This is a genomic window from Variovorax sp. PDC80, from assembly GCF_900115375.1.
Lineage (GTDB): Bacteria > Pseudomonadota > Gammaproteobacteria > Burkholderiales > Burkholderiaceae_C > Variovorax.
On record NZ_FOWG01000002.1, the window covers coordinates 136,249 to 148,917 of the forward strand.

12 protein-coding genes are annotated in these 12,669 nt (G+C 68.2%); 1 reads left to right on the forward strand and 11 read right to left on the reverse strand.

Going from position 1 to position 12,669, the window contains the following annotated elements:
• Positions 1 to 42: 42 nt before the first annotated feature.
• Positions 43 to 1,347 carry an aspartate aminotransferase family protein gene (locus BM109_RS06225; protein WP_093341451.1) on the forward strand — a complete coding sequence of 435 codons (1,305 nt, stop codon included), beginning with the start codon at positions 43 to 45 and terminating at the stop codon, positions 1,345 to 1,347.
• Positions 1,348 to 1,353: 6 nt separating this feature from the next.
• On the opposite strand, the gene BM109_RS06230 is transcribed toward BM109_RS06225, so the two are convergent.
• The 11 genes from BM109_RS06230 to gsiC form a co-directional block, all read right to left on the reverse strand.
• A complete protein-coding gene (locus BM109_RS06230) occupies positions 1,354 to 2,427 on the reverse strand; it encodes an NAD(P)/FAD-dependent oxidoreductase (protein ID WP_093341452.1) in 1,074 nt (357 codons plus the stop codon).
• Entirely contained in the window at positions 2,385 to 2,714 is a 330-nt protein-coding gene (gene fdxA / locus BM109_RS06235; RefSeq protein ID WP_057596674.1) for a ferredoxin FdxA, read from the reverse strand. Before fdxA ends, BM109_RS06230 begins: the two co-directional genes overlap by 43 nt.
• A 42-nt stretch (positions 2,715 to 2,756) precedes the next feature.
• The gene (locus BM109_RS06240; protein WP_093341453.1) at positions 2,757 to 4,085 is read right to left on the reverse strand and encodes a sulfate adenylyltransferase subunit 1; all 1,329 of its coding nucleotides are present in this window, start codon (positions 4,083 to 4,085) and stop codon (positions 2,757 to 2,759) included.
• A gap of 106 nt (positions 4,086 to 4,191) precedes the next feature.
• Positions 4,192 to 5,133: a sulfate adenylyltransferase subunit CysD gene (gene cysD, locus BM109_RS06245; RefSeq protein WP_093341455.1), complete on the reverse strand. Its 942-nt coding sequence runs from the start codon at positions 5,131 to 5,133 to the stop codon at positions 4,192 to 4,194.
• Positions 5,134 to 5,174: 41 nt separating this feature from the next.
• The gene (locus BM109_RS06250; protein ID WP_093341456.1) at positions 5,175 to 5,795 is read right to left on the reverse strand and encodes a phosphoadenosine phosphosulfate reductase domain-containing protein; all 621 of its coding nucleotides are present in this window, start codon (positions 5,793 to 5,795) and stop codon (positions 5,175 to 5,177) included.
• A gap of 27 nt (positions 5,796 to 5,822) precedes the next feature.
• A complete protein-coding gene (locus BM109_RS06255; protein WP_057596678.1) occupies positions 5,823 to 6,218 on the reverse strand; it encodes a DUF934 domain-containing protein in 396 nt (131 codons plus the stop codon).
• Positions 6,215 to 7,993: a nitrite/sulfite reductase gene (locus tag BM109_RS06260; protein ID WP_093341458.1), complete on the reverse strand. Its 1,779-nt coding sequence runs from the start codon at positions 7,991 to 7,993 to the stop codon at positions 6,215 to 6,217. The genes BM109_RS06255 and BM109_RS06260 overlap by 4 nt, the downstream gene beginning before the upstream one ends.
• An 869-nt stretch (positions 7,994 to 8,862) precedes the next feature.
• Positions 8,863 to 9,684, reverse strand: coding sequence for a M55 family metallopeptidase (locus BM109_RS06270; RefSeq protein ID WP_093341459.1), 822 nt, complete (start codon positions 9,682 to 9,684; stop codon positions 8,863 to 8,865).
• 21 nt (positions 9,685 to 9,705) lie between these two features.
• Positions 9,706 to 10,755, reverse strand: a complete 1,050-nt coding sequence (locus tag BM109_RS06275; RefSeq protein WP_093341460.1) for a DmpA family aminopeptidase — start codon at positions 10,753 to 10,755, stop codon at positions 9,706 to 9,708.
• The gene (gene gsiD, locus BM109_RS06280) at positions 10,752 to 11,693 is read right to left on the reverse strand and encodes a glutathione ABC transporter permease GsiD (RefSeq protein WP_093341461.1); all 942 of its coding nucleotides are present in this window, start codon (positions 11,691 to 11,693) and stop codon (positions 10,752 to 10,754) included. The genes BM109_RS06275 and gsiD overlap by 4 nt, the downstream gene beginning before the upstream one ends.
• 10 nt (positions 11,694 to 11,703) lie before the next feature.
• The gene (gene gsiC / locus BM109_RS06285) at positions 11,704 to 12,624 is read right to left on the reverse strand and encodes a glutathione ABC transporter permease GsiC (protein WP_057591102.1); all 921 of its coding nucleotides are present in this window, start codon (positions 12,622 to 12,624) and stop codon (positions 11,704 to 11,706) included.
• Positions 12,625 to 12,669: the final 45 nt, after the last annotated feature.

Consider the following 12,669-nt stretch of genomic DNA (forward strand, 5'->3'; position numbering starts at 1 on the left):
CAAGCGCCAATTCCAGCCGTCCAACCCTTTCCAGGAGCCGCCATGACCCTTGCCCCCATCGACCACGCCCTGGCCGAGGCGCACCGCCGTTTCACCGAGGCCAACCCCGCCAGCCGGCGCCAGTTCGAGGCCAATGCCGAGTCCATGCCCGGCGGCAACACGCGCTCGGTGCTGTTCTACGCGCCGTTCCCGCTGACCATCGCGCGCGGCGAGGGGGCCACGCTGTGGGACGCCGACGGCCACCGCTATGCCGACTTCATCGCCGAGTACACGGCCGGCGTCTACGGCCACTCGGCGCCCGAGATCCGCGAGGCGGTAATCGAGGCGATGCAGGGCGGCGTCAACCTCACGGGCCACAACCTGCTCGAGGGCCGGCTGGCGCGGACCATCCGCGAGCGCTTCCCGCAGGTCGAGCAGCTGCGCTTCACCAACTCGGGCACCGAGGCCAACCTGATGGCGCTCACGGCCGCGCTGCACTTCACGGGGCGGCACCGCATCGTGGTGTTCTCGGGTGGCTACCACGGGGGCGTGCTGGGCTTCGGCGACCAGCCCTTGCCCACCACCGTGCCCTTCGACTTCCTCGTGCTGCCCTACAACGACGCCGAGATGGCGCGCGCCCGCATCGCCGAGCAGGCCTCGGAGATCGCGGCCGTGCTGGTCGAGCCGATGCAGGGCGCGGCCGGCTGCATTCCCGGGCAGGCCGATTTCCTGCGGGCGCTGCGCGAGGCGGCCACGGCGGCCGGCGCGCTGCTGATCTTCGACGAGGTCATGACCTCGCGGCTGGGCCCGCGCGGGCTGGCCAACGAGCTGGGCATCCGCGCCGACCTCACGACCCTGGGCAAGTACATCGGCGGCGGCATGTCCTTCGGCGCCTTCGGCGGCCGCGTCGACGTGATGGCGCAGTTCGACCCGCGCACCGGCGCGCTCGCGCACTCGGGCACCTTCAACAACAACGTGATGACCATGGCGGCCGGCCAGGCGGGCCTCACGCAGCTGTTCACGCCCGAGGCGGCCGGCGCGCTGGCCGAGCGTGGCGAGGCGCTGCGCGCGCGGCTCAACGCGCTGGGCGCGAAGGAGGGCGTGGCGCTGCAGTTCACGGGCGTGGGCTCGCTGATGAACGCGCATTTTTTGCAGGGCGAGGTGCGGCGCGTGGCCGACCTCGCGGCGGTCGATGGGCGGCTGCGCCAGTTGCTGTTCTTCCACCTGTTGAACGCGGGCATCTACACCTCGCCGCGCGGCTTCGTGGTGCTGTCGCTGCCGCTCGGCGACGCCGACATCGAGCGCTACGTGGGGGCCATCGGCGGCTTCATCGCCGAGTACCGCGCGCTGCTGCCCACCCTGGGCTGACGCGGCTCAGGCCTTGGCGCCGGCCACGCCCAGCAGCTCGTGCAGCCGGGTGCTGGTGGTCGTGTACTGCAGCGGGATCGCCTTGCCCGGGAACACCAGGGCGGCGGCGCCCCAGGCGGCCAGCGTGGCCTCGTGGAAGCCGCAGACGATCAGCTTCTTCTTGCCCGGGTAGGTGTTGATGTCGCCGACCGCGAACACGCCCGCTTCGCGCGTCTGGTATTTCTCGGTGTCGACCGGCACCTGCTTCCGCTCGAGCTCGAAGCCCCAGTCGGCGATCGGCCCGAGGCGCGGCGAGATGCCCAGGCAGGCGACCAGCGCATCGAGCGGCAGCTCGACCGTGCTGGCATCGGGCGTGGCGATGCGCAGCGTCTGGCCGTCGAAGCCGCTGGGCTGGCCGACCTGGAAGCCCAGCCTGCCTTCTGCCACCAGCGCGCGCATCGCGGCCACCGTGGCCTCGTCGGCCTGGAAGCCGTCGCGCCGGTGCACCAGCGTGACCTGCCTGGCGATGGCGGTCAGCGCGATCGCGGTCTCGAGCGCCGTGTCGTCGCCGCCATTGACCACCACGGCCTGGCCCGCGAAGCGGTCGAGCGAGTCGGGGTGATAGAACAGCGACCGGCCTTCGAAGCGGCCGATGTCGTCCAGCGCGATGCGCTTGGGCACGAAGGCGCCGACGCCGGCCGCGATGAACACCGTCTTCGCGAGGAAGCTTCGGCCGGCCGAGGTGCCCAGCAGCAGCCGCTGGTCGGCCTGGCGCTCGAGCGTAGCGACCTGCTCGCCGAAATGGAAGGCCGGCTTGAACGGCGCCACCTGCGCCAGCAGCGACTGCGCGAGATCGCGCCCGCTGGTCACCGGGGTGCCGGGAATGTCGTAGATCGGCTTGTGGCCGTACAGCGCCACGCACTGGCCGCCCGCGGCGGGCAGTGCATCGACGATGTGGCAGGAGATCTCGAGCAGGCCGAGCTGGAAGGCCTGGAACAGCCCCACCGGGCCGGCGCCGATGATCAGGGCGTCGGTCTCGATGGGGGCGGGGGACTGGCTCAGCGCACCAGCTCCGAGATCTTGCCCGTCTTGTCCTTCCACTCGTCGGCGTCGGGCAGGGCGGGCTTGCGCTTGGTGATGCTCTTCCAGCCGTCGGCCTGGGCCAGCTCGGCATTGAGCTTGATGAAGGCGATCTGGTCGGCCGGCAGGTCTTCCTCGGCGAAGATGGCGTTGGCCGGGCACTCGGGAATGCAGACCGCGCAGTCGATGCATTCGTCCGGGTCGATCACCAGCATGTTGGGACCTTCGCGGAAGCAGTCGACGGGGCAAACGTCCACGCAGTCGGTGTATTTGCAACGGATGCAGGCTTCGGAGACGACGTGGGTCATTTGGCGTTGTATGCGGTCTGTGGTCGGGAAAAACCCTTGATTTTAGGCCTTTGCGGCGCTCGGCTGCACGAGCACGGCCGCCGAGGTGCGATGCGAGGCCGTATCGACCAGCACCAGCGAGCCCAGCGTGCGCGAGCGCGTGAACGGCAGCACGGCCAGCGGCTGCTGCAGCGCGAGCACCACGTCGCCGATGGCATTGGCCTCGAGCTGGGTCGCGGGCTCGGATTCGAGCGTCGTGATGTTGACCCGGTCGACGATGCGCGCGACCTTGGCCTTGACCCAGCGATGCCCCTGCAGCGCCCAGTAGACGCGGCCCGCGACCAGCGGCTCGTCGTCGAGCCAGGCCACGGTGGCGGTGATCTCGCGCACCGGCTCGAAGGCCTCGGGTGCCAGCAGCCAGTCGCCGCGCGACACGTCGACCTCGCGGTCGAGCACGATGCCGGCGCTGTGGCCCGCATGCACGGTCTTGGGCTGGCGCGCGTGGCTCAGCACCTGGGCCACGGTGGCGGTCTGGTTGCTCGGCAGCACGGTCACGCGCTGGCCCGGTTCGACATGGCCCGAGGCCACGCGGCCCCAGAACACGCGGCGGCCCTGCGAGGTATCGGCCGAGGACGAGAACTTCTCGACCCACTGCACCGGGAAGGCGAAGGGCACCGATTCGTCCTGCGCCGTCACCGGCAGCTGTTCGAGCAGCTCGAGCAGGCTCGGGCCCTCGTAGCCGACCCAGTCGGCATGGCGCGTGGCCACGTTCCAGCCCTTGAGCGCCGAGATCGGCACGATCGCGGCCACTTGCACGCCTGCGGCTTCGGCGAAGGCGTTGAGCGCGGCCGAGATGCGTTCGAAGGCGAGGCCGGCATCGGCGATGGCATCGAGCTTGTTGACCGCGAACACGATCGACTGCACGCGCAGCAGGTGCGTCAGCAGCGTGTGGCGGCGCGTCTGCGGCAGCAGCTCGCGCTTGACGACCGTGCCGTCCTCCACCTCGGCGGCCCAGGCCAGCTTGGTGGCATCGACCAGCACCACGGCGGCGTCGGCGGCCGAGGCGGCCGTCACCATGTTGCGCGTGTACTGCTCGTGGCCCGGCGCGTCGCCGATGATGAACTTGCGCTTGGCGGTCGAGAAGTAGCGGTAGGCCACGTCGATCGTGATGCCTTGCTCGCGCTCGGCCGACAGGCCGTCGGTCAGCAGCGCGAGGTCGGTCTCGCCGCCGCGCTGCACGCCGGCCAGCTGGTCCTGCAGCACGGTCTTGCTGTCGACCAGCAGGCGGCCGATCAGCGTGCTCTTGCCGTCGTCGACCGAGCCACAGGTGATGAAGCGCAGCGCGGTGCCGGTGTCGGCTGTGATTTCGGGTTGAAGCGTGGTGGCGGTCATGGGTTTCTTTCGGGAGACACCGCGGAACCGGCTTTGCCGGGCCGCTGGTGTCGCCCCCTTGAGGGGGGAGTCGAGCTACACGAAGTGAGCGAGGGACGGGGGTGGGTCAGAAATAACCGTCTTTCTTGCGTTTTTCCATCGAAGCTTCGGAGGTCATGTCGTCCATCCGGGTGGCGCCGCGTTCGCTGACGTCGACCGACAGCGTCTCGAGCACCACGTCGCCCGCGTCGGCCGCGAGGCTCTCGACCGGGCAGGTGGTCGTGATGTCGCCCACGGTGCGGAAGCGCACGTCGCGCACCTGCACGGTTTCGCCGTCGCGCGGCGGGGTCAGTTCGGTCACCGGCACCAGCAGGCCGCGGCGCTCGACCACCTCGCGCTTGTGCGTGTAGTAGATCGAGGGCAGGCCGACGTGCTCGCGCTCGATGTACTGCCAGACGTCGAGTTCGGTCCAGTTCGAGATCGGGAACACGCGGAAGTGCTCGCCTGGTGCCAGGCGGGTGTTGAACAGGGTCCAGAGCTCGGGGCGCTGGTCCTTGGGCTGCCATTGGCCGAAGCTGTCGCGGTGCGAGAAGATGCGCTCCTTGGCGCGCGCCTTCTCTTCGTCGCGGCGGGCGCCGCCGATCAGCGCGTCGAAACGGAATTCCTCGATCGCCTCGAGCAGCGTCACCGACTGGTGCGCGTTGCGCGATTCGCCTGGGTGCGCCAGGCGCACTGTGCCGCGCTTCATCGAGTCCTCGACGCTGCGCACGATCAGCTCGGCGCCGAGTTCCTTGGCGCGCTGGTCGCGGTAGTCGGTCACTTCGGGGAAGTTGTGGCCGGTGTCGATCATCAGCAGCGGATAGGGCAGGCGGCCGATGCCGAAGGCCTTCTCGGCGCACTTCAGCAGCACCAGCGAGTCCTTGCCGCCCGAGAACAGCAGCGCGGGGCGCTCGAAGGCCGCGGCCACTTCGCGCAGGATGAAGATGGTCTCTTCCTCCAGCGCATCGAGGTGCGTGTTGGACAGGTGCGCCGGCGGCAGCAGCAGATCGGATTCGGTACGGGCGTTCATCGGGTGGGGCGCTGGAGATTCGGAGTCGGTGGAGCGTGCGTTCAATGCGAGAGGTGCAGGCCGCATTCGCGGTTGTCCTCGCCCTTGGTCGGGTCCACGTAGTCGAAGTTGTTCGGCAGGCCGTGCGCCTCGCAGTAGGTGTAGAGGTCCTTGGACGACCAGTGCAAGAGCGGCGCGACCTTGATCAGGCCGTCGGGGTTGATGCTGACCGGCTCCATCTGCGCGCGCACGGCCGTGTCGGTGGCGCGCAGCGCGGTGAACCAGACCTTGGGCGCCGTCTCGCGCAGGGCACGCGCGAAGGGCTCGAGCTTCACTTCCTCGGTGAAGGCGGCGTGGCGCGGATCGTCGAGCGCCGGCGTCGGGCCGTCGACCGCCTCGCGGTGCGCGCGCGAGCGACGCGGCAGGTAGATGTGCAGGTCCAGGCCCAGCTGCTTGGTCACCTCGTCGGCGAAGCGGTAGGTGGCCTCGGTGTTGTAGCCGTTGTCCATCCAGATCACCGGCACGTCACGCTTGGCGCGCGTCACCATGTGCAGGATCACGGCCTCGAAGGGCCGGAAATTGGTGGTGACGATCGCGTTCTGGCCCAGGCCGATGGCCCAGTCCACCAGGCCTTCGGCGTTGCGGCCGAGTTCGGTGTTGATGCGTGCGAGGTCGATGCTCATGGATGAATCAAGCGTTGCTGTGGGAACTCAATTGCCGGCCGCGAAGTGCGGCGCGGTCTGCACCGCGTCGCCCTGGTAGAAGGCCGAGAAGCGGTCGAACTGGCGCTGCGCGTCGGAGGCGTCCACGCCTTCCTTGAGCACGGCGCTCGAGAAGCCGGTGCGTTCCATCTGCACCAGCTGGTCGATCAGCACGTCCCCGGTGGCGCGGATGTCGCCCTTGAAGCCCAGGCGGCGGCGCAGCAGGAAGGCCTGGCTGTAGGCGCGGCCGTCGGTGAACTTCGGGAAGTGCAGGTCGATGCGTTCGATGTCCGACAGGCAGACCTCGATCGCGAGCGGATCGGCGTCGTTCGCCAGTTGCAGCACCTTCGGGTCGCCGTCGTCCACGTGTTCTTCGGCCGCGAGGATGTTGAGCGTCTTGTTCATGCTGCTTCCTCCACCTTGAATCGCGCACCGTTGGCCGCGGCCTTGAACGGGTCGGGTCCCACGCGGCGCAGCGTGTCGATGAAGTTCTCGCCGTTCACGCGGGTGTCGCGGTAGGTCGTGAGCACGGCCTCGATCACGCCGGGCACTTCGGCCGCCGAGAACGAGGGGCCGACCACCTTGCCGGCCTGCGGCGCGCCGCTGAGGGCCGAGCCGTCGGAGCCGCCGAGCGTGACCTGGTACCACTCCTTGCCGTCCTTGTCGACGCCCAGGATGCCGATGTGGCCGCTGTGGTGGTGGCCGCAGGAGTTGATGCAGCCGCTGATGTGCAGGTCGATCTCGCCGATGTCGTCGAGTTCGTCGAGGTCCTGGTAGCGCTCGGTGATCGCCTCGGCGATCGGGATCGAGCGCGCATTGGCCAGCGCGCAGAAGTCGCCGCCGGGGCAGGCGATCATGTCGGTCAGCAGGTGCACGTTGGCGCTCGCGAAGCCGGCCGCGCGGGCGGCGAGCCACAGCGCATGCAGGTCTTCGGCGTGCACCCAGGGCAGCACCACGTTCTGGTCGTGCGTCACGCGGGCTTCGCCGGCCGAGAAGCGGTCGGCCAGTTGCGCGAGCGTGTCGAGCTGGTCGGCCGAGGCATCGCCGGGCGCCTGCTTGAGGCGCTTGAACGACAGCGTGACCGCACGCAGGGCCGGGTTCTTGTGCGGCGCCACGTTGCGCGCGAGCCAGCGTGCGAACTGCACGTCCTCGGCGGCATGGGCGCGCAGCTCGGCGTCGGTCTTCTCGGCGCTCTGCAGCACGCGGGTGGCCAGTTCCGGCGGCACGAAGGAGGCGGCCACGCGGTCGAACTCTTCCTGCGTGATGGTGTGCGGCGCGCCGTCGTGCTCGAGGATCTGCTTGTACTCGGCATCGACGTCGTCGATGTAGCGCTGGCCTTCGGCCTTCACCAGGATCTTGATGCGCGCCTTGTAGATGTTGTCGCGGCGGCCGTAGCGGTTGTAGACCCGGATCACGGCCTCGAGGTAGTTCATGATCTGTTGCCACGGCAGGAACTCGCGCAGCACCGTGCCCACGATCGGCGTGCGGCCCATGCCGCCACCCACCTGCACGCGAAAGCCGATCTCGCCGGCCTCGTTCTTCACCAGCTTCAGGCCCACGTCGTGCCAGCCCGTGGCCGCGCGGTCCTCGTCGGCGCCCGTGATCGCGATCTTGAACTTGCGCGGCAGGAACGCGAACTCGGGATGCAGCGTGCTCCACTGGCGCATGATTTCGGCGTAGGGGCGCGGATCGGCCACCTCGTCGATCGCGATGCCCGCGCGTTCGTCGCTGGTGATGTTGCGGATGCAGTTGCCGCTGGTCTGGATGCCGTGCATGTCGACCGAGGCCAGCAGGTCCATCACGTCGGCCGACTTGGCGAGCGGGATCCAGTTGAACTGGACGTTCTGGCGGGTCGAGAAGTGGGCGTAGTGGGTGGGCAGCTTCTGGCTGCCGAGCTGGCCCTGGGTCTCGATGGCCTTCTTGTAGACCTCGGCCTCGGGCTCGTCGTACTCGCGGGCGATCTTCGCGAGCACGCGCAGCTGGCGGCTCGAGAGTTCGCCGTAGGGCACGGCCACGCGCAGCATCGGGGCGTAGCGCTGCACGTACCAGCCGTTCTGCAGCCGCAGGGGACGGAACTCGTCTTCGTGGAGGCGGCCCTTTTGCCAGCGCTCGAGCTGGTCGCGGAATTGGGCGGCTCGTTGATGAACGAACTGGCGGTCGAAGTCTGTGTATTGGTACATCGTGCGTGAGTCTTGTCTTGAAGTGCGGTGCGTCCAGCGCGCCAGCAAGAAGCCGGGATTCTGAAAGCGTGCCTTATGGAACCAAACTATTTTTTGGTTCGCGCCTTATGCGGATAAGCTTATTCGCCAGTGTTCATGCGGGTTTGCGGGCGGTTGGATGCTTATTCTGGATAAGGGCGGGTGCGGGGTGCAGGGTGGATTTTAGGAATGTGGGGAGTTGGTTTCAGGGGGCGGGGTTCTTTGGGGGCGTTCTGCTCTTGCAGAGGCAGGGATTTCGCCCCGGCGGGCGAGTCACTTTCTTTTGCTTCGCCAAAAGAAAGTAACCAAAGAAAAGGCGACCCCACTGTCTGCGACCCTTCGCTTCGCTACGGGCAACCTGCGGTGCTCGCGTTTCGCGGGGTCTCGCAGAACTCGCTCCGCTGCGCTGCGCTCAGACAGCTGCGAGCCCTTATCCGCGAAACGCTGCGCTCCTCGGCGCAGCCAGAGGGGAGTGGTTCGGGCCATCGCTGCGCTCGGCCACCAAGACCCAACGGGCCTTCGCGTTGCTCGGCCTTGGTGAAAGATCCAGGGCCTACGAATCCCAGCACCCCACACAAGGACGCGCCATGGCGCGTTGACCCTCATCCCCTCTGGCTGTGCCGAGGAGCGCAGGAGAAAGCGGGATAAGGGCCGCAGCTGTCTGAGCGAAGCGAGTTCTGCGGACCCCCGCTTTCTCCGAGCACCGCAGGTTGCCCGCAGCGAAGCGGAGGGACACAGACAGCGGGGGTCGCCTTCTTTTGCTTACTTTTCTTGGCGAGACAAGAAAAGTAAGTCGCCCGCCGGGGCGAGACCCGGCCAACGGCCTAAGCAGAGAAAAGAAAGATCAAATCTCAGCGCAACATCGAAGACATCGCCGAGCAGCAGTTCAACATCCGAACAGCAGCCTCGACGTCAGGAGCCAAGAAACGCAGGGTTACTCCATCGACCCGCTCAAACGCCGGCCACTGGCAAAAAAGATCCGCCAGCGCCGCAGTCTGCGCCCTCAAAGTCACGGTCTGCGGCCCTTCGAACACCAGCGGAAGAACCTTGGCCCGCGAAGACAGCGCGACTTGAACCCCCGCCCGAATCGCTTCACGAGCCCTCTCGGGCGACAAAGAAACCCCACTGGTATTCCCCGTAGCCTTCTTCGTCTCCACGAACACAGCCTGAGGAAACAAGCCACGGTTCTCGGCAATGAACACATCGTCCCCACTGCCCATCACCACCGGCACCCCATACTCCCCCGCCAGCGCCCCATAAAGCCCAGCCTCACCCAGCTCCTGCCCCCCAAGAGAGACACCAGCGAAGGCAAAGCTGTTGATCGTGTGCGCCAGGATCCCGCGCCCTTGCGCCCGCGAGTGGTAGCCCACCATGCAGACCGCTTCGACCCCGTCTTCCTCCACCCCCGCCACCATGCTCAGATAGCGCGGCTTCCCCTGCACCACGCGAGCCCGAGGATCGAGCACATCGGGCGGCATGTTGCGAAACCCCCCGTGCGAGTCGTTCACCAGCACCTCGTCGGCCCCCGCATCGAAGGCCCCCGCGATCGCCGCATTGGCTTCCTGCGCCATCAGCAGCCGAGCGCGTTCGTACTCGGGATTGCCTTGCCGCGTCTGCTCGGGGTGATAGACCCCCGCAACGCCTTCGATATCGGTGGAGATCAGCATTTTCATGAGGGCACCCAGCAAGAAAAATCAAGAAAAGAGAGAAGGGGACAGCAGCTCGCTCAACGCGGCACGGTGGTTGCCGTCGCGCCCGGTCACCGACTCGGCCCGCCACAGCGCATGCAGGATCGCCTGCTCGGTCCCGTCGGCCGCCGCCTGGAACAGCCCGTCGAGCTGCGTCTCGTGCAGCATCGCCACGGCCGGCATCGCACGCTCGGCCCGGTCGGGCACGGTGTAGGCGGTCGAGAAGGCCAGCACGATGTCGCCGCTGCCATGCCCGAAGACCGAGCCGGTACGCGCCAGCCCGGCCCCCGCGCGCAGCGCCAGCCGGCGCAGCTGGCGCGCATCGAGCGGCGCGTCGGTCGCGACCACGACGATGATCGAGCCCTTCTCGGGCTCCTGCGCCGCGGCCCGTTCGGCCACGAGCGCTGCAAGGCGGGCGCCCACCGCATGCCCCGCCAGCCGGAGCTCGGGCTGCCGCCCATAGTTCGCGAGCACCAGCGTGCCCACCGTGTGCGAAGCCTCGCCCAACGGCACGACCCGCGAGGCACTGCCGATGCCGCCCTTGAGCTGGAAGCTCGACATGCCGCGTCCCGCGCCCACCGAACCCTGCGCGAAATCCGCGCCGGCATCGGCCAGCGCGCGCTGGTAGTCGGCCTCGCCCACGGCCAGCCGCTGGATGTCGTTGAGAAAGCCGTCGTTGCACTCGAACACCAGCGGATTCACGGTCGGCAGCGAGCGCCCGGTCTCGGGGTTGTGCGCGATGCAGTCGCGGACCTGCGCGCCGGCCACGGTGCCGACCGAGAAGGTGTTGGTCAGCGCGATGGGCGTCTCGAGCACGCCGAGCTCCTCGAGTTGCACGAGGCCGATGCTCTTGCCGAAGCCGTTGAGCACCACGGCGGCCGCCGGCACCTTGTCGCGGAACGGGTCGCGGGCATGCGGGCGGATCACGGTCACGCCCGTCTGCACCGGGCCCTGGGCGAGCGTGCGGTGGCCCACGGTCACGCCGGCGACATCGCTGATCGCGTCGCGCGGACCGGGGCGCAGGCCGCCGATGCGGGGCAGGGCGCTCGCGCTCATTGCCGGTCGATCTTCGGATCGAGCGCGTCGCGCAGGGCGTCGCCCAGCAGGTTGAAGGCCAGCACGGTGAAGAAGATCGCGAGGCTGGGGAACAGCGCCACGTGGGGCGAGGTCACCATGTCGGCGCGCGCCTCGCTGAGCATCGCGCCCCATTCGGGCGTGGGCGGCTGCGCGCCCATGCCGAGGAAGGACAGGCTGGCCGCGGTGATGATCGAGGTGCCCACGCGCATGGAGAAATACACCACGATCGAGGAGATCGTGCCCGGCAGGATGTGGCGCACGACGATGGTCCAGTCCGAGGCGCCGATGCTGCGCTCGGCCTCGATGTAGGTCTGCTGCTTGAGCACCAGCGTGTTGCCGCGCACCAGCCGCGCGAAGGCCGGCACGCTGAACACCGATACCGCCACCACCACGTTGGTCATGCTGCTGCCGAGGATCGCGACCACGCCCAGCGCCAGCAGGATGCCGGGGAAGGCGAACAGCACGTCCGAGATGCGCATCACGATGCGGTCCCACCAGCCCTCGTAGTAGCCCGCGAGCAGGCCGAAGGCGGTGCCCACGAAGCCGCCGACCAGCACCGACAGGAAGCCGGCCATCAGCGAGATGCGCGCGCCTGCGAGGATGCGGCTGAAGATGTCGCGGCCCAGCGGGTCGACGCCGAACCAGTGCGTGGCCGAGGGCCCGCTGTTGAGCATGTCGTAGTCGAAGTAGTTTTCGGGATCGAAGGGCACGATCCAGGGCGCGAACACGGCGACGAACACCAGCAGCAGCACGAACAGGGCGGCGACGATGCCCACGGGCTGCTTCTTGAAGCGGCGCCAGCATTCGCCCCAGGGGGTGCGGACCTTGCCCGCGGTCTGGACCGCGGTCACGGGTGTGGCAGCGGGCGTGGCGGCGGGAAGGGTGGATTCGGCAGGCACGCCGGTGGCTTGGGTCATGGCGGCGGCCTCACTTGTAGCGGATGGTCGGGTTGATGAAGCCGTACAGCACATCGACCACGAGATTGATCAGGATGAACTCGAGCGAGAACAGCAGCACCAGCGTCTGGATCACCGGGTAGTCGCGCATCTGCACCGCGTCGACCAGCAGGCGGCCGAGGCCGGGCCAGTTGAACACCGCCTCGACCAGGATCGAGCCGCCGAGCAGGAAGCCGAACTGCAGGCCCATCATCGTGACCACCGGGATCAGCGCATTGCGCAGGCAGTGCTTGATGATCACGCTGCGCTCGCGCACGCCCTTGGCGCGCGCGGTGCGCACGAAGTCCTCCTGGATCACCTCGACGAACGAAGCGCGCGTGAAGCGCGCCATCACGGCCGCCACGGCCGCGCCCAACGTGATCGAGGGCAGGATGTAGTGCTTCCAGGTGGCCGCGCCCACGGTGGGCAGCCAGCCGAGTTGCACCGAGAAGATCTGCATCAGCAGCATGCCCAATGCAAATGCGGGAAAGGAGATGCCCGACACCGCCAGCGTCATGCCGATGCGGTCGGGCCATTGGTTGCGGTACACGGCCGACACGATGCCGATGCCCATGCCGAAGATCACGGCCCACACCATGCTGGTGACGGTCAGCATCACCGTCGGGAAGAAGCGCTCGGCGATCTCCATCGACACCGGCCGCCGCGTGCGGATCGAGGTGCCGAAGTCGCCCTGCAGCATGTGGGTGAAGAAGTTCGCGAACTGCTGCGGCAGCGGCTTGTCGAGTCCGAGCTCCGCGCGGACCATGGCCACGGTCTGCTCGTCGGCCTCCTGGCCGGCGGCAAGGCGCGCCGGGTCGCCGGGCAGCATGTGGACGAACAGGAACACCAGCACCGCCACGATGAGCAGCGTGGGGATCAGGCCCAACAGTCGTTTGAGGAAGTAGTTCAGCATGGGGAGCAGGGGCCGCGAATGGCCGGCGGCGGGGTGCCGCCGGCC